Raw genomic sequence first — 26,776 nt, 5'->3', positions numbered from 1 at the left:
GACAGGATCAATGAAAGCTTGATAATCTCTTGTGCGTGAGTCAGCCTCGCTCGACAGGAAGGGTTTCCATCGATGTTAACGGACCTCACCGGAAAGCTTCTGATCGCAATGCCGGGGATTGGCGACAACCGGTTTTCCCGCTCGCTTGTGCTCGTATGCGCCCATGAAGCTGACTATGCCATGGGCATCGCCCTAAATAAGCCAATGGATGACCTTACCCTGCCACAACTGCTGACCCAGTTGGGAATCGAGCAGGATATCCAGGTTCCGGAGAATGCCATTCTCAGTGGCGGCCCTGTTGGCACAGACCGTGGATTCGTCGTCCACACGGGTGATTTCCACTCCGACGGGGCGACCATGGACATCGGGCACGATTGCTGCCTGACAGCGACCCGCGATATCCTTGTTGCGATTGCCTCCGGCGAACCACCTCGCGAATCGATAATGGCCCTCGGTTATTCCGGCTGGGATGCCGGACAGCTCGAGTATGAGATCGCCGAAAATGCCTGGATCATCGGTGAGGCCATCCCGGATCTGGTCTACGGATCAGAGCATGACAGCAAATGGAGCCGCGCGCTTGAACTGCTTGGTATAGATGCCTCACGCCTTCACGCCGGAGGGGGCTCGGCCTAGTCAGCCGATTGCAGAAGTATGCCGGCCTCTTCCGCAGACACCGGATGCGAAAACGCAAACCCCTGCGCATAGTGAAAGCCGAGTGTGCGCAGCAGGCCTACCTGATCAAGGCTTTCAATTCCTTCGGCAGTAGCTGACATCTTCAACCGGGACGCCAGAAGCGTCACTGCCTCGAGGACGATCCTCACTTTTTCGGAATCGAGCTGCATCGTGAGCTCAGGATCAATCTTCAGCCCATCAGCCGGCAAGGCAGCCAGCCACGAAAACGATGAATGCCCTGTACCGAAATCATCGAGGATAACCCCTGCCCCGGCTTCCTTGATCGCTGTTGTTACATGTAGCGCCTGTTCGGCATCACGCAGGGCGGCTTGCTCTGTGAGCTCAATCCTGAGCTGCCCCCGCGCGAAGCCGTGTTGCGCGACCAGGCCGGCAACGAGCTCCGTTAATCCTTCACGGGCCAGATCACGCCCTGTCAGGTTCACGTTCACAAAGAGATCTTTTCCACGGTCTGTTTTACGCCAGCTTGCGAGCGCCTCGCTTGCTAACACCAGCATATCAGGCGCGAGTGTATCATCAGCCACTCCCATACCGCCTGAGTGTGCTGCTGGAGGGGCACCTCCCCAGCGCGCAAGTGCTTCGAACCCCGCAATGCCTCCGCTTGAAAGCGATATGATTGGCTGGAAAACAGCATTCAGACCGGTATCGGCGCTTTCCGGGCCTGTCACCATTCCATGATCTCCCCTGACAAGTTCACCCGAGGCAACACCATTCACATCAATCTGGCCTAGAAGGCTCAGGGCGATACCATTGCTAAGACCTATCGCGCACTGGATGCTCCCGGACTCGCCGTCCTGCAAGACCAGAGCCCTCTCGAGACGGCTACGGCTAAACCCATCCAGCATGAGCCCGAGCGATTTGAGAGACCAGTTGCCACTAATATCGCCGAGGTGTGCATCGGCGTCCGGCTCTATCCTGAGCCGCTGCGTGTCTGAGTTCCACCACCATTGGCCGACTCTCGGCCCGGATTCGCCATGCATTCGGGCGAGACTAATCGCTAAGACCTTGTCTGACGAGAGCGTTATGTACGCTGGCGGCTCAATATGTAATCCCGCACCGCTGCAACATCGGCGGTAGCATGGTCATAGACTTCCGTACGTGCCGCCACGGCCTTGGCCCGCTCCGGCAGATCCGGTGTCTGGCCAATCGCTTCGTGTACAGTTTCCGGAAACTTGGCAGGATGTGCCGTGGCAAGAACTACCGAAACCTGATCTTCCCTGGCCAGCCGCCGCGCCACGGCGGTACCAACAGCTGTGTGCGGGCAAATCTCCCAGCCCGTTTCGGCATATACCCGCTTCATTTCCTCAAGCGTCGACGTATTCGTTACCGTCTGGGCCGATAGTCCCATACAACCAAGCGGCCCTTTTATCCGTTCTGGTAATTCAACATCGCCGCTCTGGGCAAACTGCTCATACAACTGACGGACCATATCGGGGTCCCGTCCGGATGCTTCGAAGGCCAGCCGTTCAAAGTTGCTGGGAACGGAAATATCCATAGCCGGGCTCGGCGTGGAGACCGCATCTGCGCGACGCATGTATCCGTCCTGAAGCAGCACACGCAGGGCATCATTTTCATTGACCGCACAGACGGCCTCAAACCCGGCTAGCAGGCCACAGCGCGCAGCAACATAGCCCGCAAGCGCGTCGCCCATATTCCCGCTCGGCACGATAAAACGAAGCGCCCTGTCAGCCCCCAGCGCCGTCTGGGCCGTTGCGTAATAGACCGCCTGTGCAGCGATACGGGCCCAGTTGATAGAATTCACACCGGAAAGGCCCGACGTCGTCACGAACTCACGGTCGGCAAAGAGTTGTTTGACGATGGACTGGCAGCTGTCGAAATTCTGATCAATAGCCAGATTATGGACATTGTCAGCGCCCGTTGTTGTCATGAAAAGACGCTGGACTGGCGAAATTCGCTCGAATGGATGGAGAATGAACAAATCAACATTGGTGGACCCGGCAAAAGCGGCAGCCGCCGCGCCACCAGTGTCGCCCGATGTCGCGCATGTCACGCTCATCCGCTCTCCGCGGCTTTCGAGAGCCACGTCAAACAGCTGGGCGATAAGCTGCATCGCGACATCCTTGAACGCCAGTGTCGGCCCGTGATGCAACTCCATCAAATAGGCGTTCGGTCCTGTCTGGACGAGCGGCGCAACAGACTGGTGTGCAAAACCTGCATAAGCCCGCTTGCAAATCTCCTGCAATGTCGCCGGGGGGATCTCGTCACCAGCAAACGCCCCCAGAACGCGCGCAGCCACATCAGCATAAGCCTCATGCACGCCCGCTGGTTCGATCCGTGGCCATGTTTCAGGCACGTACAGCCCCCCATCAGGGGCAAGCCCCGAGAGGCAGGCCTCGATAAAACCGACCGGTGCAGCCTGGCCGCGTGTGGAAATGAAATTCATGACTTATCCCCTGAAACGAAGCCTGCCCCTGGCATGATGGAAAGCGGCGTATATCGCGATAAGCGCGATGGCCAGCCCCCACCAGGTAAGCGCGTAGCCAAAATGGCGTTGGGGCGGCAACGGGTCACGCACCTCAGCTGTTGCATACGGATTCTCGGCCTGTCGTGTGCGTGTGAGATCGGAGGCGAGCCTCAGCGTGATCGTGTCCGGCTCGACCACCTGCGCTGGCTGTGCCTCATAGCCGAGATTAGCCAGCATCGCGGCGCTGTCATAGCGATACCAGATATTTTCCGACGGCTGATTGGTTCCACCAAACCCTTGCTCGCTCGCCGGTCGCATGAAGACATTGGAGCGGCGTTCAAAAGCGCCCGTATCAGCAATCGCGAGCGGAACTGGCTGTGTGCCCGAGATGGCGTCCCAGAGCACGAGCACGATAGGGCCCTGTCCATCTATACGGCCTGGCACATAACGCCGCCAGACCGCCTCACCATCAACAATACCGTAGACCTGCTGGGCCATGCCGGCATTCGATGTGTCAATCTCAACCGCGACGTCTCTGAACTGGGTGGGGACAGTCTTTTCCTGACCAAGCTTTTCTTCATAGCGGCCATACTGCCAGTTACCGAGCCAGATCAGGATACCAAGACTGATGATGGCCAGGACGGTCATCACGGGCAATGGGCGAAAGGTCATTTACCGTCTCCCTCTGAACCGGCCCATGTCGCCTCTTCGGCCCGGTTCTTCCATTGCAGGGCAAACATCAAGGCTTTGAACGGGCGCAGCAGCAACATCGCCAGCACGATGATCACTGGGGTCCAGAGGAATGAATGCACCCAGAACGGCGGTGAGAACAGGGCCTGTACGAGAAGAACCGGTGGCATCATGATAATGCCCAGCAGGAACATAACGAAAAAGGCCGGCCCATCGCCCGAGTCCGCTTTGGAGAAATCAGCACCGCAAGCAGAGCATTGCGGGGCGAGACCTAGCCAGCTCCTGAAAACTGGCCCCTCCCCGCAGGCCGGGCAACGACAGCGTAACCCGACCGAAATGGGAGAGACCTCACGCGCCACCCGTGCCTAGTGTCCCATGACGAGGTATGGGATGACATAGACGAAGGCGAACAGGAACAGCCACACGACGTCAACGAAGTGCCAGTACCAAGCTGCAAACTCGAAACCGAGATGCTTCTTGGCTGACATCCCGCCCTGCATCATCCGCACCAGACAGACAGTCAGGAAAATCGTCCCGATCACGACGTGCGCACCATGGAAGCCTGTCGCCATGAAGAAGGCCGAGCCATAGATCGTGCCGTCATAAGAGAAACCAGCGTGGGCATACTCGAGCACCTGGAGGCCAGTAAAACATACGCCCAGAATGATTGTGATCGCCAGCATGCTGATGGCTGTACGGCGGTTGTCGTGCTGTAGCGCATGGTGTGCGGCTGTCACCGTCGTGCCCGAGAGAAGCAGGATCAGTGTGTTCATCAGCGGCAGGTGGAATGGATCAAAGACTTCAACACCTTGTGGCGGCCACTGGCCACCCACAGCCTGAAGAGCTTCGGCGTAGAGCGGGTTACTGGCATCGAAAGTGTCACCGACACGCGCCCCCTGGAAGATGGTGAACTCGAAGAAGCTCCAGAACCAGGCGACGAAGAACATGACCTCCGAAGCAATGAACAGGATCATGCCGTAACGCAGGCCGATCTGGACAACCGGTGTGTGATCGCCACCTCGGCTTTCCTTGATGACTTCACGCCACCAGCCGACCATCACATAGATGATCCCTGCAAAGCCCAGCGCGAGCAGCCACCAGGTCCCGGCCTCCATGCCGAACATGCCCTTCATGTAGGTCACGCCGCCAAGCGCCATCACGACCATCGCCATCGAACCGATGAGCGGCCATGGTGACGGATTCACAAGGTGGTAGTCGTGTTTCACTTCATCATGAGCCATGGCCCTGAGTCCCTCGAATGTTCCAGTTTCCGGCGCCTTTTAGCCTGCGCCCCGTTAGAGTCGCAACAGCTCAATTGAGCGCAGCCGAATTCGCCGCACCCTCAAAGCTGTCAGTCTGATAGTATGTGTACGACAAGGTGATTGTGCGTACATCATCCATATTGCTTTCATCATCCAGCGTTGGATCGATAAAGAAAACCACAGGAAGTTTCTTTGTCGCCCCTGCCTTGATGACCCTTTCCTCGAAGCAGAAGCATTCGAGTTTGTTGTAGTAAAGCCCGGCCTTGTGTGGCGTCACATTGTAGGACGCCATCAGGCTGATGTCCTGCTCAGATGTGTTCGTAACCTCAAAGAAAGCCAGACCATGCTCGCCGAGCTTCACGTCCATCGACGTCTGTAGCGGGCGGAACATGATAGGCGCGTCCATGACATTCGAATCAAAGCGTACCGTCATCTTGCGGTCGGTGATGTTTTCCGGGGCCTGTTTTGCGATCTGTGTAGTTCCGCCAAAGCCGGTCACACGGCAAAAGGTGTCGTAGAGCGGCTTGGACGCAAAGGCGAGCCCGAGCATTCCAAGAGCAGCAACAATGGAAATCAACAGCAGTCTGGTATTGCTCATTACATCCGCTCCGGAACGGCTCCGCCGCTCAGTTTGATAATCGTCGTCAGTATGACGAGTACGACGAAAGCCACGAGCGCAAGGGCCAGCCAGACATTCCGGCGTTTCTGCGCCTTGCGGGCAGCTGTCGTGTCCTCTTCGGACAAGGGTGTTGGACGTTCTTCGCTCATACCAGCCCCGGCACAGGCAGGTAGGCACCAAAGCCGTGCTCCACGATCAGGACGGCAAATAGCAGGAAGAGATAGAGGATTGAGAACGCAAAAAGCCCTTTGGCCCGTTTGAGACTCGCACCCGACGCGCCGGCGTCGCCTGCGTCACTTCTCCAGACCCGGTAAGCCAGCATCAGGAATGCAGCACCAAGTCCTGTGGCGGCCACACCGTAAACAAGACCTGCAAGCCCGGTGAAGACCGGCAGCACACCAAGCGGTGCCAGCAACACCGTGTAAGCGAGGATCTGGTTGCGTGTCGCTTTTGCACCATGCGTGACCGGCAACATCGGAACATTCGCCTTCTCGTATTCCTTGTGGGCGAGAAGCGACAGCGCCCAGAAATGCGGCGGCGTCCAGAAGAAAATAATTGCAAAGAGAAGCCAAGCGTCCAGCGGCACATTGCCGGTAACAGCGGCCCAACCGATGACAGGCGGGAACGCCCCTGCTGCACCACCGATTACAATATTCTGTGGCGTGCGGCGCTTGAGAAGCATGGTGTAGAACCAGCCATAATAGGCAATCGAGAGCGCAAGCAGACCCGCTGCAAGGACATTCGATGCCAGCCACATGAGAAGCACAGAAACGCCAGACATGATCAGTCCCATCGCCAGGGCTTCTTCCCGCGGAACAGCGCCTGAAGGGATGGGCCGTGTCGAGGTACGCTTCATGAGCGCATCAATGTCAGCATCATACCACATGTTTATTGCGCCAGCCGCACCCGAGCCGAGGGCCACAGAAAGGGTCGCGATCGCTGCCATGACAGGATTGATCGCAACACCGGCAACACTCTGTGCAGAGACGAGACCAGCAAAAGCCGTGAATACGACCAGCATCATGATGCGCGGCTTCATCAGCTGCACATAGTCACCTGCTGTGGCGGGCTGCGGTCTGGTCTGCATCATGTCTACTGTGTCAGTCGACGACATTTTCGTCTCCGGCTTGTGGAGCGGAAACGGCCCTCCGCGTTCCTCACGCAAAGGGCCGCCCCGAAATTATCTCCCGTCCAGCGCCCCTAGTGATGGGTCTCCGGCTTGACTTCCGGCAGCTCGTTGAACTGGTGGAACGGCGGCGGTGAAGGCAGGGTCCACTCGAGCGTGGTGGCCCCTTCGCCCCACGGGTTGGCAACAGCCTTGCGGCGGCGGACAGCGGCTTCAATCAGGCCAACGAAGAAGATCAGCGTTGCAACAAGAGTAACCGCGTAACCCATCGAGGACCAGAAGTGCCATGTGGAGAAGCCGTCCGCATAGTCGATATAACGACGCGGCATGCCATTCAGCCCGAGGAAGTGCTGCGGGAAGAAGAGCAGGTTGGAGCCGACGAACATCGTCCAGAAGTGCGCATAACCGATCGTCTTGTTGTACTTCACGCCGAACATCTTCTCGAACCAGTAATACCAGCCGGCAAACAGGCCGAAGACGGCACCAAGCGAGAGCACGTAGTGGAAGTGCGCAACGACGTAGTAAGTGTCATGCAGGACGTGGTCGATACCGGCATTGGCGAGCACAACGCCCGTCACACCGCCAACGGTGAACAGGAAGATGAAGCCAATGGCCCAGACCATGGGAACTTCGAAGTCGATCGAGCCACCCCACATGGTCGCGATCCAGGAGAAGATCTTGATACCAGTCGGGACCGCAATGACCATGGTCGCAGCGACGAAGTAAGCCTTCATGTCAGAAGGCATGCCGACGGTGTACATGTGGTGCGCCCACACGATGAAGCCGATCGCACCAATCGAAACCATCGCATAAGCCATACCGAGATAGCCGAATACGGGCTTCTTCGAGAAGGTCGACACGATGTGCGAGATGATACCGAAGGCCGGCAGGATCATGATGTAGACTTCGGGATGACCGAAGAACCAGAACAGGTGCTGGAACATGATCGGGTCGCCACCGCCGGACGGGTCAAAGAACTGCGACCCGAAATTCCGGTCGGTCAGCAGCATCGTCAGCGCACCAGCGAGAACCGGCAGCGCGAGAAGAAGCAGGACGGCCGTCACGAGCATCGACCAGGCAAAGAGCGGCATCTTGTGCAGCGTCATGCCAGGTGCACGCATGTTCAGGATGGTCACGATGAAGTTGATTGCCCCGAGGATGGACGCAATACCAGCTGTATGCAGCGACAGGATCAGGAGATCCATGGAGGGACCAGGGTGCCCCGTTGCGCTGGACAATGGCGGATAGAGCACCCAGCCACCACCAAAGCCGAGGAACTCACCCGTGCCCGGAATGAGCATCGAGGTGCAGGCCATGATAAAGGCAGCCACCGTGAGCCAGAACGAAATGTTGTTCATGCGCGGGAAGGCCATGTCCGGCGCGCCAATCATTAGCGGCACGAACCAGTTGCCAAAACCACCAATCAACGCGGGCATGACCATGAAGAAGATCATGATCAGGCCATGATACGTGATCACGACATTGTAGAAGTGCTTGGCGTGCTCAATGGCCTGGTCACCTGAGTAACCAAAAAATTCCATCAGTCCGGTCAGAGGACCGATACCCGGCTGGGCAAGTTCGAGACGAATAATGCCCGAAAGGGTATAACCGATGATACCCGCGACAAGCGCAAATACGAGGTAGAGCGTCCCGATATCCTTGTGGTTCGTCGACAGGAACCAGCGGACAAAGAAACCCGGCTTGTGATCATGAGCATGATCGTCGTGGGCGGTTGAGACTTGATCCATAGCCATTACAGAAAATCCTCTGACTAACTATTGGGCCTGGGCGAGGCGCGTTTCCGCGTCCGTCGGCACATCGGTTGAAGCGGTCTGGGCTTGAGCGGAAGGCAGCCCATCGAAAGCGGCCTCGAATTCACCAGCTTTCATGGATTCAATCCAGCTATTGTACTGGTCCGGGCTAACGACACGCACTTCGATCGGCATGAAAGCATGATCCTTGCCGCAAAGCTCGGAACACTGCCCGTAATACGTCCCCTCTTCCTCGACGAGGAACCAGCCTTCATTGAGGCGCCCGGGCACAGCGTCGGTCTTCACACCGAAAGCCGGGACGGTCCATGAATGGATAACGTCTGAAGCAGCCGTCTGATAGCGAACATAGCGATTGGCTGGAATCACAAGCGGAAAGTCTGCAGCAAGGTTCTTGGGCAGGCTAGCGAAATCATCGCGTCCGGTCGCATCAACGTAGCTTTGCTCATCGCCGGAGAGCTGGCGATGGATCGGGTTGGATACAAACTCGACCGGATACCCGCCATCATCAAGCTCATCGGGATAAGAATAGGTCCAGTTCCACTGGTTGCCCTGCGCCTTGATGGTGATCCAGCCTTCAGCTGCAGCCTCAGGATATGTATTCGGATTGTCATCACTCGACTCGGCAATGACCTCCAGATCGGGCTGGTTCTCCTGATAGAACAGGTTCGAGAAGGACGGCCCGGCAATCGCCACCAGAATGAGAACCGGGACGACAGTCCAGACAATCTCAACCAGTGTATTATGGCTGAACTTGCGCGGCACCGGGTTTGAACGGCGGCTATAGCGCACACAGGCCCAGATGATCAGGGCAAGCACAAACAGCGTGATCAGCGTGATGATGATCATCAGGTATGTATGAAAGCCATGCAGGCGTTCCATGATACGGGTCGCTGCCGGTTGGAAATTCAATGCGCCTGCTTCAGGTTGGGCCGCATATGCGACAGCACTGAATGGCGTAAGTGTAAGTAGAGCGATAAGGAAACGCACGACCCGACTCCCTAGGTAATGTTTCGAGCTTTGCCATAACTACACTCTTACGAGGCGTCCACCCAAGCGATCAGTGATATCAAATTTGTCGCAGTCCATTCGCCAAGCCCCTGAAACAGGTTATACTCTCTCATAACATGCCCCTCAGGAGACCTGTAATGTATCGCTCCATCGCTCTGACTATCGCTGCTTCGCTGGCCGCCGGTGCGGCATCTGCCCAGGTATTCGTTATCGGTGAAGGGCTGGCACGGGACTGTTTCGACCTCGCAAAAAGTGACAATTATTTCTTCCGGACTGCCGAGCAGACATGCAGCCGGGCCCTTCAGGAAGAACCCCTGACACGGCCGAATCGCGCAGCGACTTATGTAAATCGTGGCGTCATCCGCATGCGTGAGGGCAATTATGAAGATGCCCTGCAGGATTATGGCCGGGCCACGGAGATACAGCCCGAACTCGGCGCAGCTTACCTGAATGAAGGCGCAACCTATATCTATCAAAAGGATTTCGACGCCGCTCTCACTCCGCTGAACAAGGCGATCGAATATGATTCAGCCGAGATATTCGCCGCCTATTACAACCGCGCCATCGCTCGTGAAAACACAGGCGATGTTCAGGGCGCATATTTTGATTTCCAGAAAGCGCTTGAGCTCAAGCCTGGCTGGGAACTCGCTGAACGCCAGCTGAAGCGCTTCACGGTCCGCGACGAAACTGAGGGCTGATCGCGCCTTGCGTGTCTGACCGCCAGGCCCCATTGTCAGGGCATGCTTGAAAACGACCTCCCCTTTGACCGCAACGAAGCCACGTCTATCCTGGCTGACGCATGTAACGGTGCTGATGATGGCGACATATATGTCCAGCGAGCCCGTTCGGAACAATTCCTGCTCGATGATGGCCGGCTGAAATCGGCAGCCTTTGACACCAGCCAGGGTTTTGGCCTTCGCGTTGTGGCGGGGGAAGCCAGCGGCAACGCTCACGCCGGTGAGCTCTCCCTGGACGCAATCCGCCGCGCTGCCTCAACAGCCGCCGCAGCGAAGCGGGGTTATAGCGGGAAACTCGATGTCAGCCCGCAACCCACAAACCGTCGGCTATATGCACCGGTTGACCCGACAGAAGCACCCGGTTTCGGCGTCAAGACAGAGCTGCTTGCCGAGATCGATGCCTGGGTCAGGGCAAAGGATCCACGCGTTGTACAGGTCTCTGTGTCCCTGGCTGGCAGCCATGAGGAGATTGATGTTCTGCGGCCTGCTGGTGAGACATTCCATGATGTCCGCCCACTGGTGCGCCTGAACGTTTCTGTCACGCTTGAACAGGACGGACGCCGGGAAAGCGCTTCTGCAGGCGCGGGTGGCCGCGCGGTCTATGATGAATGGATCGCCCCGTCGCGCTGGAAGGGCCTTGCTGAGCGCGCGATTCGCAAGGCGGAAATCAATCTGGAATCGATTCCCGCTCCCGCAGGGGAAATGGAAGTCGTACTTGGGCCGGGCTGGCCTGCCGTACTCTTGCATGAAGCCGTCGGGCATGGGCTGGAAGGCGATTTCAATCGCAAGCAGACCAGTGTCTATGCCGGGCGCATCGGCGAGCAGGTCGCGGCCAAGGGTGTAACCGTAATTGACGACGGAACTATCGACGCGCGGCGTGGCTCGCTTTCCTTCGATGATGAAGGTACGCCAACACAGCGGAACGTCCTGATCGAGGACGGCATCCTGAAAGGTTATATGCAGGACCGCCAGAACGCTCGCCTTATGGGCATGGCGCCGACCGGCAATGGACGCCGCGAATCATATGATTCAGGTATCATGCCGCGCATGACAAACACGGTAATGCTGGGCGGCAAGGACGATCCGGAAGAGATTGTGAAGTCCATGAAGCGTGGTGTCTGGGCCGTCGATTTTGGCGGTGGACAGGTCGATATTACATCGGGGAATTTCGTCTTCCAGTGTACCGAGGCTTATCTGGTCGAGAACGGCGAGATTGTTGCGCCGGTGAAGAATGCCACTCTCATCGGCCACGGCCCGACGGTTCTCAACAAAGTCTCGATGATCGGCAACGACTTCAAGATGGATGATGGTGTCGGCACTTGCGGCAAGGCTGGCCAAACTGTTCCAGTCGGTGTCGGCCAGCCGACACTAAAGGTCGATGCATTGACCGTTGGCGGGGCGGGTTAAGGCTGTCTGCTTTTCCCTGACGGGGCGATGCTCTACAATGCTATGACAGCAACAAAGGGGCCACCCTATGAATTTGTCTGTCACCGCCATGGTCGCGATTGGCCTTGCTTCCACTCCGGTAGTCTCTGCATGTGCGGAGTCCGAGCCGACTGAGCAAAGCGCTATGTCCGCAACGAGTCTGGCGCCCGAGGTTTCGCCCAGCGAAGCGCAAAACTTGCAGGACAAGGGGGCGCTACTCATCGATGTGCGTACGCCCGAAGAGTGGGAACAGACCGGGATACCTGCCGATGCCCATACTATCACGCTTCAGGATGCGGACTTTCTCAAGCAGGTCGAGAGGCTGACAGGTGGTGACAAGGATCAACCTGTCGCCTTCATCTGCCGGTCCGGCAACCGCTCGGCCAAGGCGCGCGACCGTCTGGTTCAAGAAGGCTATACGAATGTAACCAGCGTTGCCGGTGGTGTTGCAGGCGAAGAGGGCTGGATCGCGGAAGATCTGCCGGTCAGGGAATATCCCTGACCGGTAGCCTTTATTCTGCTCAGTCTATATTCCGTTCCAGCGTCGCGCCTGCCGGATCAACTTCACTACGCTTTTCCTTGATACCGTTGCTGCCTTCCGCATGACGCGTGAGCTTACGCAGCCACGGGCTGGCAACAAGCAGGATTAACCCGAGGCCTACCGCGGCGCTGCCAAGCTGGAGGTAAACGGCGTTATAAGCTTCAAGACTTTCTTCCGGCGGCGCACCTTCGGGTACCTGTGTCGCCTGCGCGATCCCGGCCGCAATAACGTTGGCGTATGATGAAGCCAAGAACCAATAGCCCATCATGAAGCCGACGATCTGTTTGGCCGAAAGTTTGGTCACGGCAGACAGGCCAACCGGTGAGAGGAAAATCTCGCCCGTGGTGTGCAGCAGGTACATCAGCATGATGAACAGGACCGATATCCTCAGCGCACCGCTCGCATCCGGCACGGCGGTCTGGATACCAAGGTTCAGTACGAAGAAACCAGCACCGATCTGGATCATGGCAAGACCGAACTTGATAAAGCTGTTCGGTTCAACGCCCTTGTTGCCCAGCCATGTCCACAGCACCGCAATCAACGGCGCGAAGTACATGATGTATAGCGGATTGGCCGATTGCAGGACTGGTGCCGGGAATGGCGAGCCCATGACCTGATTATCAACGTGTGCCGCAGCAAACAGGTTGAGCGATGTCGGCCCCTGGTCGAACAGCGCCCAGAAGAGCACTGAGGAAACCGTCAGAATAAGAAGCCCGATCATCGCATTGCGCGTATCGCTTTCCAGCTTGGTGAGCATGTAAATGATGATGCCAAGCGTGACGATGGCGAAAACGCCATGCATGGCCAGTGTCATGATACTCGCGATCTGGAGCAGGAAGAAAGCCGCCACGGCGAAACCGAGCCCTGCGGCATAGACCAGCCATTCACGGTTCAGCCCAGCGAAGACGGGTGTTTTCAGGTCAACATCCGCAGGCGGCTCAGCACGTCCCTCCAGCCAGCTCTGGCCGAAGACGAAGACGATGAGGCCTGCCAGCATACCAACAGCAGCAAGGCCGAACCCTGCCCACCAGCCAAACTGCGCAGCAGCGAGGGCGCAGAAAATACCCGACAGGAATGAGCCGAGGTTGATACCCATATAATATAGCGTGAAGCCAGAGTCGCGGCGACGGTCCCCTTGGTCATAGAGTGCGCCAACACAGGTCGAGATGTTCGGCTTCAGGAAACCGACCCCTGCAACGATCAGCGCAAGCGCGGCAAAGAGGATTGTTGCGAAGAAGGGATTGCGTTCTTCATCCAGCGTACCGGTCAGCGTGGTTTCCTGACCGTCCTGTGTGAAAGTGACGCGACGTTCGGGCGAGCCTTCTTCCGGCTGCACGAAATTGTCGATGAAGACTTCCTCTCCATCAATGACGATATAACGGTCGCGGGCTTCGCTATATTCTGGCCGTTCAAGTTCATACACAGTACCATCTACAGTCAGCGTTTCCTCGGCAGCCGGCCCGTGAAGCCCCATAAGGCCATGCCCCGCAACCAGCAGGATCGCCCCGAACGTCACGGCTTTCCTGAAACCGATATACCTGTCTGCGAGCCACCCGCCGAGAAGCGGACCGAGATACACTAGTGCGACATAGGCTCCATAGAGCGTTAGCGAGAAACTGCTCTCGAACAGGAAATGCCAGGTCAGATAAAAGATAAGAAGGGCCCGCATCCCGTAATAGGAAAAGCGCTCCCACATCTCGGCGAAGAAAAGAATGTAAAGACCCTTGGGGTGCTTCCTTAACTGCCACATCGTGAAAAGAATTGGCGGCAACGCCGCGATGATGGCGAAAAGTACAATACCCATATGTTTCTTCCCTGAACCTTGTTCGGCGCGAGTCGCGCTTTATCCGCGCACACTATGACCATGCGTGAGGACGGGGCTCAAGCAAAGATGTGCCATTTCTTCAGGGAACGGCGCAAAATACGCCCTAGTAGGCGAGTGTTTCGAAGGCTGGCTCGACCCGCCGGCCCCACTCTCCATGATAAAGCTCCAGAAGGCGGTCCGCAGGGGTCAGACCGCTGGTCGCGATTTCGTCGAGCTCCGAAAGAAAGCCTGACTCGTCATCGCCAGCGGTATTGAACTTGCTGCGCGCTTTTAACCCCTGCCGGCTGATTGCAAGGGCGTCGAGGGCAATGTCCCGGAGCGAGCGTCCGCCAGGCACCGGTGTCTTGAGCCCAAGTGTGCCAACCGACTGGCGCACAGCCTCGCGTTGAGGCGCAGTCCAGTCCTTCACAAGATCCCAGGCAGCATCGAGCGCGGCATCGTCATAAAGGATGCCCGTCCAGAAGGCGGAAAAAGCGCAAAGCCGGCTCCAAGGTCCGGAGTCAGAGCCACGCATCTCGAGGAACCGCTTGAGCCGGACTTCAGGAAAAATTGTTGAGAGATGGTCTACGAAGTCGTCAATCGCAGGCTTTTCGCCCGGCAGGATTTCCAGCTTGCCGTCCAGAAAGTCCCGGAAGCTCAGGCCTGCCGCATTAAGATACTGGTTCTTGCCCCGGCGAACGAAATACATCGGCACATCAAGCGCGTAATCGACATAGCGTTCGAAACCTGCGCCGTCCTCGAACATGAAGGGCAGCATGCCGGAACGGTCCGGGTCAGTATCAGTCCACACATGCGAGCGATAGGACAGGAAGCCATTCGTGCGCCCTTCAGTGAAGGGCGAATTGGCGAACAATGCAGTCCCGACAGGCTGGAGCGCCAGCGACACACGGAACTTCTTCACCATGTCGGCCTCGGACGAGAAATCCATATTCGCCTGAACCGTGCAGGTGCGGAACATCATTTCCCGGCCAAGCCGGCCCACCTCAAGCATGTAATCCCGCATGATCTTGTAGCGGCCCTTTGGCATGATGGGCGTCTCGTCCATGCTCCAGAGGGGCGAGGCGCCCATGCCGAGGAAACCAATCCCAAGCGGGTCTGCAATCTCGCGAACCTCACGCAAATGATCGCCGACCTCGTTGCAGGTCTGATGGATATGTTCCAGCGGCGCGCCGGAAAGCTCGAACTGGCCGCCAGGTTCGAGGCTGACACTCGCTCCGTCTTTCTGGAGCCCGATCAGCTTGCCATCCTCGACAATAGGATCCCATCCAAACCGGTCGCGCAGGCCTTCAAGCATGGCGAGCACAGATACGTTGCCCTCATAGGGAAGCGGGCGCAGGCCATCGCGGATAAAGCCGAACTTCTCGTGTTCTGTCCCGATCCGCCAGTCCGCCTTCGGCGTGTTTCCGCTTTCCATCCACTCGACCATATCGGCCTTGGACTCGATACGCGGAGCGGATTCGTCGATTTCTGAGGTGGGGGTGGTCATGCTGGACCCATCCTTCAGCTACTGGCCTTTTCTGCCAGATAGGGATGTTCGCTCCAGTCGCCAACCGAAGATTGCCAGAGCGTGAGTGCGGAGACGACAGCAGTCTCTGCCCGCAAGATGCGGGGGCCGAGTGTGACAGGCACCACAAAGTCCAGTGATCTCAGCTTCTGGCGTTCAGCTGGAGAGAAGCCGCCTTCAGGCCCGATCAGCAGGCCAGCCGCGATAGAACCGGCACCTGCCAACACGTCGGCCATAGGCGCTGCGTCGCCAGCTTCGTCGCAATAATAGAGCGGAATGGCTGGGTCCCATCTTTCCAGGGACTCGAAGAAGGACACATCATCGGCAACTGTTGGAATGTCCATACGCTCTGTCTGTTCAGCCGCTTCAATCACAACTGCCTGCAACCTGTCACTTCGCACCCGGCTTGCCTGGGTCCGTTCGGTCATGACCGGTTGGATGCGGCGAACGCCGAGTTCACACGCTTTCTCGACGACAAAGTCAGTACGGGTCTTTTTCAGAGGGGCAAACAATAGCGTCAGGTCTGGAGTAGCGACCTGCTTGCGGGTCTGCTCATCCGCAACAATGGAGACCTTTTTCGAGCTCTCCTGGCGAAGGTGTCCGTGCCATTCACCATCGCGTCCATTGAAGACGCGCACAGGGGCCCCACTCTCCAGGCGCATGACGCGGGTGAGGTATTTTCCCTGTTTCTCATCGAGCAGAACAGGCTGTCCTGCTACGAGGTCATGGGTCACGAATAGGCGCGGTACGGAACTCATCGCGCCCATATAGGCTTCACTGATGTAAGAGTTAACCCGCAAGAAGAGACAAGTTCATGAGCGTTCAGTCCGTAAACCCTGCCACCGAAGACGTCATCGAGACCTTTGAGCCTCACAGCGATGTCGATATAGACCACGCGCTGGCCGCAGCTGAAGAGCGGTTTAACATCTGGCGTCTGACCAGCTTCAAGGAGCGCGCAGGGCTGCTTGAGAAGGCTGCTGAGGTTCTTGAAGAGCGCAAGGATGAGCTGGCCCGTCACATGACGCTGGAAATGGGCAAACCACTGACACAGGCCGTTGGTGAGGTGCAAAAATGCGCCTGGGTCTGCCGCCATTATGCAGAGCATGGCGAGAAGTACCTGGCGGATGAACCCATCAAGACCGATTCAAGCCACGCCTATGTGCGCCACCTGCCGCTTGGCCCCGTACTTGCCGTCATGCCCTGGAATTTCCCCTTCTGGCAGGTCTTTCGTTTTGCAGCCCCTGCGCTCATGGCCGGTAATGTGGCATTATTGAAGCATGCCTCGAACGTATGGCGCTGCGCACTCGATATCGAGGATGTCCTGCGCGAAGCGGGCTTCCCCAACGGGTGTTTCCAGACCTTGCTGGTCGGTTCTGAAAAAGTGGAACGCATCCTAAGTGACCGCCGTGTGAAAGCTGCGACCCTCACCGGCTCAGGCCCTGCCGGCAGCGCTGTCGCTGCCACGGCTGGCGAACATATCAAGCCGACCGTACTGGAGCTGGGAGGAACAGACGCCTTTATCGTAATGCCCTCAGCCGATCTCGAGGCGTCGGTTGAAACCGCGATAGACGGACGCACGCAGAATAGCGGTCAGTCCTGCATCGCGGCAAAACGTTTCTTTGTTCATGAAGACATTTACGATGATTTCAGGGAGAAATTCATTGAAGGCATGAAAGCCCTGACAGTCGGAAACCCGCTAGAAGAGGGTACCAATATCGGTCCCCTTGCCATGAAAGCCATACGTGACGACCTCAGGGAGCAGGTAGACAAATCCATCAAGTCTGGCGGGGAAGCCCTGCTCGAAACTCCCACGCTTCCGGAAAAGGGCTGGTGGGCCCATCCGCAAATTGTTGAAGGTGCCCCGGACGAAGCTCCAGCTGCATGCGAGGAAATGTTCGGGCCTGTCGCCTCACTATGGAAAGTGCCGACACTGGCGCATGCCATAGACCGTGCCAATCAAAGCAAATTCGGGCTTGGCTCTGCGATTTTTACGCAGGACAGATCCGATATTGAGGAAGCCATCCGCAATCTCGAAGCCGGTTCAACCTTTGTAAATTCCAAGGTTGCGAGTGATCCGCGCTTGCCCTTTGGCGGCATCAAGCAGTCGGGTTACGGCCGCGAACTGGCCGCCGATGGCATACGCGCCTTCGTCAATCGCAAGACGGTCTCTATCGCCTGAGCGGAAAATTTGTCTATACGGGGCATATGACAGGTTCCAAGGACGATTCCGGGCCCACTTCGGCCCATGACATCAGTTATGAGGAGACGTCTCGATCCGGTGGTTCGGCGCCGGCTGACAGCGCCCTGCCCGGCTGGCTCATATCGCTGCCGGACATGTTCCGCCCGTACGCAGCGTTGGCCCGGCTCGACAGGCCGATTGGTACGTGGCTGGTCCTCCTGCCAACACTGGCCTCGCTCGCCTACACACGCATCTCGACAGGTTTTCTGTGGATCGACCTTTGGTGGCAGCTTCTGTTCGTCATCGGCGCTGTGACCATGCGGGGAGCTGCTTGCACATGGAACGATATAACTGACCGGGATTTCGATGCGGAAGTCGCCCGCACGGCCCTTCGTCCACTACCTTCTGGCGACGTCTCGGTCCGGGCGGCCTATATATTTCTTGGGCTACAGGTGTTCATTGGATTCCTGGCCTGGCTCGCGCTGCCGCTGGACGCCAAGATCGTTGCCCTTCTCGCGATCCCCCTGATCCTGGCTTACCCTTTCATGAAGCGGATCACATGGTGGCCACAAGCCTGGCTCGGCGCGACGATTAACTGGGGTGTGCTGGTCGCGGCCGCGACAGCCACACATGTTTCTTTCGGAACATTGCTGCTCTTCCTCGGCTTTGCTGCTTGGACTATTGCCTATGACACAATCTATGCCACGCAGGATGAGGAAGATGACGCTCTCATCGGCGTGAAATCCACTGCACGCCTCATGGGAGAGCGCGTCATCATTGGCGCTTTCTGCTTCTTTCTGATCGCAGGAGCCTTCTTCGCGGCGGCATCAGCCGCAACGGGGGCAAGCCGGATTGGCGCGCTAACAGTCATCGCCTTCCTCGCCCATGCGATCTGGCAGATAAATATGCTCCACAAGGATCGCGGAAATGCGCTTATGGCATTCAAGTCCAATGCATGGGCGGCATTGATTCTGGTCGCCGGGTTTACGATTGCCGCGCTCGTATAGACTGATGGAAAGCCCTTGGCTGACGTAGCGCTAATCAGCTATCTTGATTATATGCCCGTAGCACAACGCATAAGACCGCTCGATCTCTTCACACGCGAAGAGTGGGCGCATGTCAGCCGCCGTTCCAACTTCCTCGGAACAGGGACAGTCGTCCATGCATGGGCCGTGATCGCAATCGCCATGGGCTTGTCTATCTGGCAACCCTGGCTTGCCGTCATTGCCGTGCCCATCATCGGCGCGAGGCAGCTTGGCCTCGCAATCCTCATGCATGAAGCTGCACATGGCGGACTGCATTCAAACGGCAAGATCAATGATTTTCTGGGCCAATGGATCTGCGCTGCGCCGGTTGGAGCCCACTTGCGCAATTATCGTGGCTATCACCTGACGCATCACAAGTATGCCCAGCAGCCGGAAGACCCTGACCTTGCCCTCTCAGCCCCCTTTCCGGTCACGCGTACATCTCTCAAACGCAAGATTATCCGGGACCTGACCGGCCAGACTTTCTTCAAGCAACGCCGCAACCAATTTGCTAACGCTCTTGGGATTGGCATTCGCAAGACCAGGGGCGCAGAGAACCGGGCGCAAAGCGCACGTGAGGCTGTCCTGCCGTTCGTCCTCATCAATCTCGCCATGCTGGCCGGGCTGACGCTGGCTGGTTACTGGTGGGCGTACTTTGTCCTCTGGCTGTTACCGCTGGCGACCTGGAACCAGATGGTCACCCGCCTTCGTAATATCGCCGAACATGCTGTTGTGCCGGACCATGACGACCCCATGCGGCACGCTCGCACGACGCGGGCAAGCTGGTGGGAGCGCGCCCTGATCGCACCCTACTGGGTGAACTATCACTGCGAACACCACATGTTCATGCACCTGCCCTGCTATCGCCTGCCACGAGCCCATAACTTGCTCGAGAAGAAGGGCATCACGGCCCGCATGGAGGTCAAGCAAGGCTACTGGGGCGTCTTGAAAGAGGCCTCCTCAAAACCGTTAAAGCCTGCCACGGAAACCGCATGAGCGCACGCAACGTCCTCGGCACCGAACTCACCCCCTGCGGATATGATCCGAAAACCGGGTTCTACCGTGATGGCTGTTGCAATACCGGGCCGGAAGACAGGGGCAATCACACGGTGTGCGCAATCGTAACGACGGAGTTCCTCGCGATCAGCAAATCACGTGGAAATGACCTGTCCTCTCCGGTTCCTGCATTCGGCTTTCCCGGCCTAAAACCGGGTGACCGCTGGTGCCTCTGCGCGGCACGGTGGGAAGAGGCCAGGAAAGTCGGCCTGGCCCCGAAGGTCGACCTTGAGGCCACGCACGAGCGCGCGCTTGAAGCGACTAATCTTGTCGACCTCAAGGCCTATTCGTTAAACCCGATCCAGTAACCCTCGTCCAAGCGGGAGATTTGCCAATGACCAAACTCACCATCGAAATGGTGTCTGACATCGTCTGTCCGTGGTGCTGGCTGGGCCTGCGGCGCATTCAGGGCGCTATCGCCCTCGTACCGGATGTTGAGGTTGAGCTGTTGTTCCGCCCCTTCGAACTCGACGCCAGCATTCCGGAAGGCGGGGTGAACTATCGCGACTACATGGCGAAAAAATTCGGCCCCGAAACCGAGGACAATCGCTGGCAAGCCATGCGCGAGGCGCTGGAACAGTATGGCCGCGAGGAAGACATCCCGTACCGTTTCAGCGAAATAAAGCATCGCCCCAATAGTTTTGACGCTCACAGGCTGGTGCGTTGGGCGCAGGGCCAGGAAAAAGGGGCCGAAGCAAAGGAAGCCCTTTTCCGTGCCTATTTCCACGATATCCGCGATATTGGCGATCACGAGGTTCTGGCTGACATAGGCGCGGAAATCGGGCTGGAACGTGACATCGTCGAGAAACTGCTCGCCTCGGATGCGGACGTCGAGGCCACACGCGAAGAAGCCAACAAGTTCCGGGAAATGGGTGTGAATGGCGTGCCGACCTATATCGCCATGCGCCGTATCGCTGTACAGGGGGCTGAGTCTTCAGAGAAACTCGCCAAGTTCATTCAGGCCTCAGCCCAGCAAATGCCGCAGCAGCGTAGCTACGGCTAGGCTCAGCTGAGCTGGAGCTCGACAAGACGCTTGTAGGCCCCACCAGCCTCCATGAGCTCGCTGTGGCTGCCCTTCTCGACGGCCTTACCATCCTCGATCACGACAATCCGGTCTGCATTGCGCACAGTCGAAAGACGATGCGCGATAATCAGTGTGGTGCGGTCTTTCGCGAAATCAGAAAGCGCGGTCTGCACCTTGGCCTCGCTTTCCGCGTCCAATGCCGAGGTTGCTTCGTCCAGCAGCAGGACCGGGGCCGACCTGAGGATGGCTCGAGCAATTGCTATACGCTGGCGCTGTCCGCCGGAGAGGTTTCGCCCCATTTCGCCTGCAGGGGAATCGTAACCATCTGGCAAAGCCATAATGAATTCATGCGCATTCGCTGCTTCAGCCGCAGCTTTTATCTCCTCACGCGTTGCCCCCATGCGGCCCAACGCGATGTTGGCGGCAACCGTGTCATCGAAAAGGAGGGCTTCCTGAGCTACAAGTGCCGTGGATCCTCTTAAGCTCGCGCCGGTAAAGGACCGGATGTCCGCACCGTCAATCTCAACAGCTCCAGAAAATGGATCATAAAGGCGCAGCAGTAGGTTGAAAATAGTTGATTTTCCCGCCCCAGACGGACCCACGAGCGCAATCGTCTCACCAGGCGTGGCGGAGAAATTCAGCCCCTTCAGTGCAGGCGACCCATCCGGATAGACAAAATGAACATCCCGAAAGTCGATCGCGCCGCGTGCATCTTTCAAAACCTTAGCGTCCTGTCGGTCAGTTATCGTCGGCTCTGAATCGAGAATTTCGAATACGCGGTCGCCGGCTGCTCCGCCTTCCTGGGCAACGGCATTCAGGGTACCGAGCGCGCGCAGCTCTGGCGCGGCGACAGCAACTGCCCCGATCACACCAACGAAATTACCAAGGGAAGTGTCACCTTCGGCAATACGCCAAGCGGTGAGACCGAGAATACCGACAAGCGCAAGCCCACCTGTAATCTCCAGAATCGGATCGACGGCGGCTTTGTCTGTCAGCACTTTCAGGAACAGACGCGAGCGCTCCACAAAGCCCCTTTTGGCGCGAGCCTTCTGGTAATCCTCCAGCCCATATGCCTTGACGACACGTGCGGACTGGAAGCTTTCGGACAGGAGCGAGGTCACTTCACCGATCTGTTTCTGCGCCGCCTTAGAGCGTTTCCGCACGCGGTTGCCCAGTCCGATGACCGGGCCGAAGGCTATGGGGTAGAGCACGACGAGAACCAGCGTCAGCTTCCAGTCCATGATCAGCATGGTGAAGAGCACGCCAATCACGGTGAGGACGCCCTTTGTAAGGTTGTTCGCAAGCCGCAAACCTGCATCACGCAGTGCATTCACGTCGTTGATGAAACGCGAGACGAAGCCCCCAGACCGGTCTGCCGCGAGCCGGGCAAAATCACCATCGGTCAGGGAATCGAACTGATCTTTCTGGATATCGACGATGGCCCTCTGGACACCCGTATTGTTGGCCAGTGTCATACCATACAGCGAAAGGGCCCTGATGGCCGACGCCGCGCCAATAATTCCAATCAACCACCACAGATAGCCTGGCACAGCCGTCTCAGCCGGTGACGCGAGCGTTTCAAGCCCTTCAACGATCAGCTTGAGCAGATAACCGTAGGAAGCAGCTGCCACAGAGGTCACAGCGGCACAGCCAGTTCCAATAGCAAACCATCTCCAGTGCGGGACAAACCGCTCCCGGATCAGCCGCCAGAGGCTGTGGGCGCCTTCCGGCGCTTGCCCGTGATCAGACGTGATGATGAGACCCCGTTTCAGGATCCAGAAGCCTGTGAGCATGAAGGATGAAATACCGCATCTCAGCGTTATCGACGGTCCGCTGGGCAGCATCCTTCCAGGCGTCATAGGCTGCCCGGTAATTCGGGAAGGCCCCTACAAAGTCGATTTTCGAGAGGTCCTCGAATTCCACGCCACGGACATCCTTGAGTTCACCCCCAATAACGAGGTGCAGCAATTGTTTCGCGTCCGGCATATCCGCCATGGGCTTTTGCTCCGTAATCTCTGTCTTGTCGTAAGGCCTGACTGTCCAGTTCGGATCAGGCAGCCGGACCCCTTTGACGCGCTCAATTAACAGAGGATGCAGGGCCTTTCCAGCCGCAACAAGGCTCCTCTGTGCAGGTTCGCTGCGATTGAAAGTAAAGGGTTCACCGAGATGCGTCGAGGCTATACCGCCAGCCTCACTTACAATCACCTCGCCTGCTGCAAGATCCCAGTCTGATTTACGCCACAGGGCCAGCGTCGCATCCCACTGCCCGCTTGCCACCCAGCACATCCTGAGAAGCGTGGCATTCGGCTTGGGCCGGGCGAGCTCCATGTCAGGCCAACGCACCTGCCATGCCGGATGATTCAGCATAGATTTCGATGCAATCATCCGGCAACCCTCTTCCTTGTTGCAGGTGCTGACCGTAATCCTTTCTCCATTCAGCCAAGCCCCTTGCCCGCGTTCGGCAACATAGGTTTCACCTAGTGCCGGCGCATGGACGACGCCGGCCACAGCCTGTCCATATTCAATGACCGCAAGAGCTATGCACCAGTAGGGCTGCCCAGCCATGAAGGCACGCGTTCCATCAATCGGATCGACGCACCAGATCAGCTTCTGGAGGTGGGTTCGCCGCGACAGGGCTGTTTCCTCGGACAGCCAGCCATAATCCGGATACGCCTCCGATAGCCGGTCCCAGACGAGACGGTTCACCTCCAGGTCTGCTTCCGTGACGGGATGGCCGGGCGCTTTCTCCCACGAAGAAACGCTACCCTTTTCGAAATAGCTCAGAGCAAGGCTGCCCGCTTCAACAGCAACTTTCCGGAGAAGGAGTGTCCGGTCGGAAAAGCCGTGTTCAATTGCCGGCAATCGACATGTCCTCGATCAGCAAACTCGGCGCGTTCCGGGCGCCGCGAAATTCAAGATCAGATGCCGGAACGAGCCTTGCGAACATCGCTTGCAGATCTCCGGCGATCGTGACCTCTGAAACAGGATACTGTACTTCACCATTCTCGAACCAGAAACCTGCGACACCTACAGAATAGTCACCCGTGTTTGGGTTGATCGACGGGCCGAACATATCTGTGACGAGTAGTCCCTTGCCTGCCTGTTTCATGAGTTCTTCAGGCGTCGCACGACCAGCTTCAACATGGACGTTAGATGTGCCGACTCCCGGTGGATTGCCGAAGCCGCCGCTCGCGAACCCATTCGGCTCCAGTCCGAGCTGCTTTGCAGATGCGGTATTGAGCAACCATCCGCCAAGAACCCCATCCTTGATCAGGTGCTTGCGCGCAACCGGCAAGCCCTCGCCATCATGGTTGCGGCAACCAAGCGCTTTCTCCAGGAACGGGTCATCAATGATATTGATACCGTTTGCGAAAACCTTCTCGTTCATACGGTCTTTCAGGAAACTCACACCGCGCGCCACAGACGGGCCAGAGATCGCGCCCAGGAAGGCACCTAACAAACTGGAGGAGACGCGCTTGTCGTAAATGACAGCGGCTTTCTGGGTCCTGACCTTTTGCGGCCCTAGCCGGGCTACAGCCCTTTCACCGGCTGTTCGCCCGATTTCATCCGGTGACGGCCTGTGCGCCATCTTGCGTACATTCCAGCTGTCATAGTCACGCTCCATGGCACCATCGCGTTCAGCAACGGCTGCTATACCAAGTCCCGTCGAGCCACCGGATAGGTAGGAAGAAAAACCATTGCTTGCAGCAACCCAGCGCTCAGTCCGGCTCCACCCGTTTCCACATCCCGCAATAGTCTTTACTTCGCTCACACCGAGCGCGGCAGACTCTGCAGCAATGGCATCAGCTTCAAGACGCTCCAGTGGAATCTCGCCATCGCCCTCAAGATCAAGGACCGGCGGGTCTTTCGCAAGTAAGCTGGAGGAGGCTAGACCAGCATATTTATCCTCGGGAACGGCCTTTGCCATGGCCAGGCATCTCTCTGCCATGGTGCTGAGCGCTTCGTCTGACAGATCAGAGCCGGAAACATGCGCCTGACGGTTCCCGAAAAGCACACGCAGCGACACCCCCTGCGATTCCGACCGCTCGACATTCTCGAGCTTTCCATCTCGCACTTCGACACTGACGCCTTCTGAGACACCAAGACTACAATCTACATCACTCGCCCCCTCCTTGAGGCAGCGGTCTATGAGCTTGTCGAGAATGTCCGAAGGCGGTGTCTTGAAATCACTTGTCATGACCGTGCACGTAGCCTCTGGCTGGCATCGCAGCAACGGCAAAGATGTACTCTCCGGAAAGCTACCCGCCCAGAAGTGTATCTACTCATCGCTTCATCCAGTTGATGCAAGCTCTTCGCCAAGACGCGAGATCTCCTTTATCAGCAGATCGATATCGGACACGCGCGTGCGGTGATTTGTAATGTTCACACGAATAGCAAGATGGCCACTTATCCGGGTCGTCGACGGTGCCGCCAGGCCACTTTCCTGCAGACGTATGACAATTTCAGCATTCAGCTGGTCCAGATCGGTATCAGCCAGATCAGCAGCTGGCCTGTACCGGAAACAGCAGATGCACGTCTCGACGGGTGCAAGTCGTTCAAGGTTTTCTGTCTGATCAACCAGCTTCGCCAGGTAAGCGGCATGCCGGCAGTTTTCTGTCACTGCCGCTCCCAGCCTGTCCGGGCCGTGCTCCAGCAGTTGTGCCCAGACCTTGAGCGCCCGGAAGCCACGCGAAAGCTCAGGCCCGTAGTCGACCGGCCAGGGCTGTCCTGCCGCAAGCCCCCTTTCCGTGCGCTGAAGGTAATCAGGCCGATCAGAGAATGCCTGACGATGCAGGTCCCCGTCCCGGATCAGCACGAAACCGGCATCATAATTGACGTGCATCCATTTATGGAAATCGAAGGCAATCGAACTGGCCAGTTCGAGGCCTGCCAGACGCGGACGCAAGTGCTCACTCAGGATGCCGCTTGCACCAAATGCAGCATCAACGTGCATCCAGAGGTCATGCTGCTGCGCCACTTCGTGAATCTCGGCCAGCGGCTCTATGGCACCCGTATTTACGGTGCCTGCGGTGGCGACAACAGCGAAAGGCGTGAAGCCTTTGGCAAGGTCCTTCCCTATCGCCACCTCAAGCGCATCAGCGCGCATCCGCAAAGTGTCGTCGACTGGGACTTTGCGCAAGGCTTCGGTCCCAAGCCCCAGCATGTCGAATGCGCGGCCAACACAGGCATGGGCCTGCTCGGACGTATAAGCGACGAGGCCCTGCCCCACCCCTGCCTGGCGGGACTTGAACGACAGAGCAGCATCGCGCGCAGTCTTGAGAGCAATGATGGTGGCCATGGACGTGCCCGAAACGACAAGGCCGCTCGCGCTTTCAGGAAAGCCGAACAGCCTGCGCACCCAGTCTACGAGCTGGCGCTCTACTTGAATGGCGGCATGGTCGCGCCCGCCACAATTGGCGTTCACCGCTGCGGCCACCATGTCTGCAATGATACCGGAGGGTGTGCCAGACCCGTGTACCCAGCCGAAAAAGCGCGGATGCGTGTTGCCAACGCCATATGGCATGAGTGCCGCCATAGCTTCATCAGCCGCCTTGGGACCGACGCCACCTGGTTCGAGAGGAGCTTTCAGCTTTTTCACCAAAGCATCAGGCACCGGAGTCCAGACACGACCTTCATTCGCCTGTTCCATCTTATCTATAGCCCTGTCGAGCATGGCGTGTGCCCGCTCGCGGAATGCAGTCCAGTCCGTAGGATCCAGGGTCGTGGGAGAAACGCTCTCTTGTTTGTTTTGGTTTGTCATAATGCCTGTCTGCCGGGCTTTGAGGGAAAGGAAAAGCGCCGCCGCCGCGTAAAACCCTCAACAGGGCCTGAAACCTTATACTTGACCCATCAGCATGCGGGGCGCAC

The 26,776-nt window shown here is 57.7% G+C and carries 26 protein-coding genes; 9 read left to right on the top strand and 17 right to left on the bottom strand.

Annotated elements, in window-relative coordinates:
- The first annotated feature begins 72 nt into the window (after window positions 1-72).
- Entirely contained in the window at window positions 73-633 is a 561-nt protein-coding gene (locus tag Q1K31_RS08250; RefSeq protein WP_300378654.1) for a YqgE/AlgH family protein, read from the top strand.
- Here the strand turns inward: Q1K31_RS08250 and Q1K31_RS08245 are convergent.
- The 10 genes from Q1K31_RS08245 to coxB all read right to left on the bottom strand — a co-directional run bounded on the left by Q1K31_RS08245 (window position 630) and on the right by coxB (window position 9,571).
- Window positions 630-1,670, bottom strand: a complete 1,041-nt coding sequence (locus Q1K31_RS08245) for an EAL domain-containing protein (protein ID WP_300378652.1) — start codon at window positions 1,668-1,670, stop codon at window positions 630-632. The genes Q1K31_RS08250 and Q1K31_RS08245 overlap by 4 nt on opposite strands.
- A 41-nt stretch (window positions 1,671-1,711) precedes the next feature.
- Window positions 1,712-3,094, bottom strand: a complete 1,383-nt coding sequence (gene thrC, locus Q1K31_RS08240) for a threonine synthase (RefSeq protein WP_300378650.1) — start codon at window positions 3,092-3,094, stop codon at window positions 1,712-1,714.
- 3 nt (window positions 3,095-3,097) lie between these two features.
- Entirely contained in the window at window positions 3,098-3,787 is a 690-nt protein-coding gene (locus Q1K31_RS08235; RefSeq protein WP_300378648.1) for an SURF1 family cytochrome oxidase biogenesis protein, read from the bottom strand.
- Complete coding sequence (locus tag Q1K31_RS08230; RefSeq protein ID WP_300378646.1) at window positions 3,784-4,164, bottom strand: DUF983 domain-containing protein; 381 nt, start codon at window positions 4,162-4,164, stop codon at window positions 3,784-3,786. Before Q1K31_RS08230 ends, Q1K31_RS08235 begins: the two co-directional genes overlap by 4 nt.
- A 6-nt stretch (window positions 4,165-4,170) precedes the next feature.
- Window positions 4,171-5,046 (bottom strand): cytochrome c oxidase subunit 3, encoded by an 876-nt coding sequence (locus Q1K31_RS08225; protein ID WP_300378644.1) that lies wholly within the window; start codon window positions 5,044-5,046, stop codon window positions 4,171-4,173.
- A 70-nt stretch (window positions 5,047-5,116) separates the two neighbouring features.
- The gene (locus Q1K31_RS08220) at window positions 5,117-5,665 is read right to left on the bottom strand and encodes a cytochrome c oxidase assembly protein (RefSeq protein ID WP_300378642.1); all 549 of its coding nucleotides are present in this window, start codon (window positions 5,663-5,665) and stop codon (window positions 5,117-5,119) included.
- Window positions 5,665-5,835 (bottom strand): hypothetical protein, encoded by a 171-nt coding sequence (locus Q1K31_RS08215; protein ID WP_300378640.1) that lies wholly within the window; start codon window positions 5,833-5,835, stop codon window positions 5,665-5,667. The genes Q1K31_RS08220 and Q1K31_RS08215 overlap by 1 nt, the downstream gene beginning before the upstream one ends.
- The gene (locus Q1K31_RS08210) at window positions 5,832-6,800 is read right to left on the bottom strand and encodes a heme o synthase (protein ID WP_300378638.1); all 969 of its coding nucleotides are present in this window, start codon (window positions 6,798-6,800) and stop codon (window positions 5,832-5,834) included. The genes Q1K31_RS08215 and Q1K31_RS08210 overlap by 4 nt, the downstream gene beginning before the upstream one ends.
- Before the next feature lie 86 nt (window positions 6,801-6,886).
- A complete protein-coding gene (gene ctaD, locus Q1K31_RS08205) occupies window positions 6,887-8,560 on the bottom strand; it encodes a cytochrome c oxidase subunit I (protein WP_367187559.1) in 1,674 nt (557 codons plus the stop codon).
- Window positions 8,561-8,587: 27 nt separating this feature from the next.
- Window positions 8,588-9,571, bottom strand: coding sequence for a cytochrome c oxidase subunit II (gene coxB, locus Q1K31_RS08200; protein WP_300378634.1), 984 nt, complete (start codon window positions 9,569-9,571; stop codon window positions 8,588-8,590).
- A gap of 158 nt (window positions 9,572-9,729) precedes the next feature.
- Here coxB and Q1K31_RS08195 point away from each other — a divergent pair, with 158 nt between their 5' ends.
- From Q1K31_RS08195 to Q1K31_RS08185, 3 genes are all read left to right on the top strand, one after another.
- Window positions 9,730-10,290 (top strand): tetratricopeptide repeat protein, encoded by a 561-nt coding sequence (locus tag Q1K31_RS08195; RefSeq protein WP_300378632.1) that lies wholly within the window; start codon window positions 9,730-9,732, stop codon window positions 10,288-10,290.
- A gap of 42 nt (window positions 10,291-10,332) precedes the next feature.
- Window positions 10,333-11,736 (top strand): metalloprotease TldD, encoded by a 1,404-nt coding sequence (gene tldD / locus Q1K31_RS08190; protein WP_300378630.1) that lies wholly within the window; start codon window positions 10,333-10,335, stop codon window positions 11,734-11,736.
- 67 nt (window positions 11,737-11,803) lie between these two features.
- Complete coding sequence (locus tag Q1K31_RS08185; protein WP_300378628.1) at window positions 11,804-12,256, top strand: rhodanese-like domain-containing protein; 453 nt, start codon at window positions 11,804-11,806, stop codon at window positions 12,254-12,256.
- Between the two features lie 19 nt (window positions 12,257-12,275).
- On the opposite strand, the gene Q1K31_RS08180 is transcribed toward Q1K31_RS08185, so the two are convergent.
- From Q1K31_RS08180 to Q1K31_RS08170, 3 genes are all read right to left on the bottom strand, one after another.
- Window positions 12,276-14,099: a peptide MFS transporter gene (locus Q1K31_RS08180; protein WP_300378626.1), complete on the bottom strand. Its 1,824-nt coding sequence runs from the start codon at window positions 14,097-14,099 to the stop codon at window positions 12,276-12,278.
- Window positions 14,100-14,223: 124 nt separating this feature from the next.
- The gene (locus tag Q1K31_RS08175) at window positions 14,224-15,606 is read right to left on the bottom strand and encodes a glutamate--cysteine ligase (protein ID WP_300378624.1); all 1,383 of its coding nucleotides are present in this window, start codon (window positions 15,604-15,606) and stop codon (window positions 14,224-14,226) included.
- A gap of 14 nt (window positions 15,607-15,620) precedes the next feature.
- Window positions 15,621-16,382 (bottom strand): 16S rRNA (uracil(1498)-N(3))-methyltransferase, encoded by a 762-nt coding sequence (locus Q1K31_RS08170; RefSeq protein WP_300378622.1) that lies wholly within the window; start codon window positions 16,380-16,382, stop codon window positions 15,621-15,623.
- 56 nt (window positions 16,383-16,438) lie between these two features.
- Here Q1K31_RS08170 and Q1K31_RS08165 point away from each other — a divergent pair, with 56 nt between their 5' ends.
- Genes Q1K31_RS08165 through Q1K31_RS08145 form a run of 5 tightly spaced genes read left to right on the top strand, consistent with a single transcriptional unit; the run spans window position 16,439 to window position 20,887 of the window.
- Complete coding sequence (locus Q1K31_RS08165) at window positions 16,439-17,803, top strand: NAD-dependent succinate-semialdehyde dehydrogenase (protein WP_300378620.1); 1,365 nt, start codon at window positions 16,439-16,441, stop codon at window positions 17,801-17,803.
- Window positions 17,804-17,829: 26 nt separating this feature from the next.
- Window positions 17,830-18,810 carry a 4-hydroxybenzoate octaprenyltransferase gene (locus tag Q1K31_RS08160; protein WP_300378619.1) on the top strand — a complete coding sequence of 327 codons (981 nt, stop codon included), beginning with the start codon at window positions 17,830-17,832 and terminating at the stop codon, window positions 18,808-18,810.
- Between the two features lie 51 nt (window positions 18,811-18,861).
- Window positions 18,862-19,824, top strand: coding sequence for a fatty acid desaturase family protein (locus Q1K31_RS08155; RefSeq protein ID WP_367187558.1), 963 nt, complete (start codon window positions 18,862-18,864; stop codon window positions 19,822-19,824).
- Entirely contained in the window at window positions 19,821-20,192 is a 372-nt protein-coding gene (locus tag Q1K31_RS08150; protein ID WP_300378615.1) for a DUF2237 domain-containing protein, read from the top strand. Before Q1K31_RS08155 ends, Q1K31_RS08150 begins: the two co-directional genes overlap by 4 nt.
- A gap of 26 nt (window positions 20,193-20,218) precedes the next feature.
- Complete coding sequence (locus Q1K31_RS08145; protein WP_300378613.1) at window positions 20,219-20,887, top strand: DsbA family oxidoreductase; 669 nt, start codon at window positions 20,219-20,221, stop codon at window positions 20,885-20,887.
- Between the two features lie 2 nt (window positions 20,888-20,889).
- Here the strand turns inward: Q1K31_RS08145 and Q1K31_RS08140 are convergent, their stop codons facing one another.
- The 4 genes from Q1K31_RS08140 to Q1K31_RS08125 form a co-directional block, all read right to left on the bottom strand.
- Window positions 20,890-22,701 (bottom strand): ABC transporter ATP-binding protein, encoded by a 1,812-nt coding sequence (locus tag Q1K31_RS08140; protein WP_300378611.1) that lies wholly within the window; start codon window positions 22,699-22,701, stop codon window positions 20,890-20,892.
- Window positions 22,652-23,770, bottom strand: a complete 1,119-nt coding sequence (locus Q1K31_RS08135; protein ID WP_300378609.1) for an inositol monophosphatase family protein — start codon at window positions 23,768-23,770, stop codon at window positions 22,652-22,654. Before Q1K31_RS08135 ends, Q1K31_RS08140 begins: the two co-directional genes overlap by 50 nt.
- On the bottom strand, window positions 23,757-25,106 hold the full coding sequence (locus Q1K31_RS08130) for a TldD/PmbA family protein (protein ID WP_300378607.1): 1,350 nt from the start codon (window positions 25,104-25,106) through the stop codon (window positions 23,757-23,759). The genes Q1K31_RS08135 and Q1K31_RS08130 overlap by 14 nt, the downstream gene beginning before the upstream one ends.
- A gap of 93 nt (window positions 25,107-25,199) precedes the next feature.
- On the bottom strand, window positions 25,200-26,669 hold the full coding sequence (locus Q1K31_RS08125; protein WP_300378605.1) for a pyridoxal-dependent decarboxylase: 1,470 nt from the start codon (window positions 26,667-26,669) through the stop codon (window positions 25,200-25,202).
- Window positions 26,670-26,776: the final 107 nt, after the last annotated feature.

Source organism: Henriciella sp. (assembly GCF_029936995.1).
Classification (GTDB): Bacteria; Pseudomonadota; Alphaproteobacteria; order Caulobacterales; family Hyphomonadaceae; genus Henriciella.
This window is presented reverse-complemented; position numbering and strand designations above follow the sequence as displayed.

Excerpts from the sequence above, each read along its gene's own strand:
- Q1K31_RS08250 (WP_300378654.1), top strand. The coding sequence starts at position 73 with ATGTTAACGGACCTCACCGGAAAGCTTCTGATCGCAATGCCGGGGATT.
- Q1K31_RS08245 (WP_300378652.1), bottom strand. The coding sequence starts at position 1,670 with ATGCATGGCGAATCCGGGCCGAGAGTCGGCCAATGGTGGTGGAACTCA.
- thrC (WP_300378650.1), bottom strand. The coding sequence starts at position 3,094 with ATGAATTTCATTTCCACACGCGGCCAGGCTGCACCGGTCGGTTTTATC.
- Q1K31_RS08235 (WP_300378648.1), bottom strand. The coding sequence starts at position 3,787 with ATGACCTTTCGCCCATTGCCCGTGATGACCGTCCTGGCCATCATCAGT.
- Q1K31_RS08225 (WP_300378644.1), bottom strand. The coding sequence starts at position 5,046 with ATGGCTCATGATGAAGTGAAACACGACTACCACCTTGTGAATCCGTCA.
- Q1K31_RS08220 (WP_300378642.1), bottom strand. The coding sequence starts at position 5,665 with ATGAGCAATACCAGACTGCTGTTGATTTCCATTGTTGCTGCTCTTGGA.
- Q1K31_RS08215 (WP_300378640.1), bottom strand. The coding sequence starts at position 5,835 with ATGAGCGAAGAACGTCCAACACCCTTGTCCGAAGAGGACACGACAGCT.
- Q1K31_RS08210 (WP_300378638.1), bottom strand. The coding sequence starts at position 6,800 with ATGTCGTCGACTGACACAGTAGACATGATGCAGACCAGACCGCAGCCC.
- ctaD (WP_367187559.1), bottom strand. The coding sequence starts at position 8,560 with ATGGATCAAGTCTCAACCGCCCACGACGATCATGCTCATGATCACAAG.
- Q1K31_RS08195 (WP_300378632.1), top strand. The coding sequence starts at position 9,730 with ATGTATCGCTCCATCGCTCTGACTATCGCTGCTTCGCTGGCCGCCGGT.
- tldD (WP_300378630.1), top strand. The coding sequence starts at position 10,333 with ATGCTTGAAAACGACCTCCCCTTTGACCGCAACGAAGCCACGTCTATC.
- Q1K31_RS08185 (WP_300378628.1), top strand. The coding sequence starts at position 11,804 with ATGAATTTGTCTGTCACCGCCATGGTCGCGATTGGCCTTGCTTCCACT.
- Q1K31_RS08180 (WP_300378626.1), bottom strand. The coding sequence starts at position 14,099 with ATGGGTATTGTACTTTTCGCCATCATCGCGGCGTTGCCGCCAATTCTT.
- Q1K31_RS08175 (WP_300378624.1), bottom strand. The coding sequence starts at position 15,606 with ATGACCACCCCCACCTCAGAAATCGACGAATCCGCTCCGCGTATCGAG.
- Q1K31_RS08170 (WP_300378622.1), bottom strand. The coding sequence starts at position 16,382 with ATGAGTTCCGTACCGCGCCTATTCGTGACCCATGACCTCGTAGCAGGA.
- Q1K31_RS08165 (WP_300378620.1), top strand. The coding sequence starts at position 16,439 with ATGAGCGTTCAGTCCGTAAACCCTGCCACCGAAGACGTCATCGAGACC.
- Q1K31_RS08160 (WP_300378619.1), top strand. The coding sequence starts at position 17,830 with ATGACAGGTTCCAAGGACGATTCCGGGCCCACTTCGGCCCATGACATC.
- Q1K31_RS08155 (WP_367187558.1), top strand. The coding sequence starts at position 18,862 with ATGCCCGTAGCACAACGCATAAGACCGCTCGATCTCTTCACACGCGAA.
- Q1K31_RS08150 (WP_300378615.1), top strand. The coding sequence starts at position 19,821 with ATGAGCGCACGCAACGTCCTCGGCACCGAACTCACCCCCTGCGGATAT.
- Q1K31_RS08145 (WP_300378613.1), top strand. The coding sequence starts at position 20,219 with ATGACCAAACTCACCATCGAAATGGTGTCTGACATCGTCTGTCCGTGG.
- Q1K31_RS08140 (WP_300378611.1), bottom strand. The coding sequence starts at position 22,701 with ATGCTCACAGGCTTCTGGATCCTGAAACGGGGTCTCATCATCACGTCT.
- Q1K31_RS08130 (WP_300378607.1), bottom strand. The coding sequence starts at position 25,106 with ATGACAAGTGATTTCAAGACACCGCCTTCGGACATTCTCGACAAGCTC.
- Q1K31_RS08125 (WP_300378605.1), bottom strand. The coding sequence starts at position 26,669 with ATGACAAACCAAAACAAACAAGAGAGCGTTTCTCCCACGACCCTGGAT.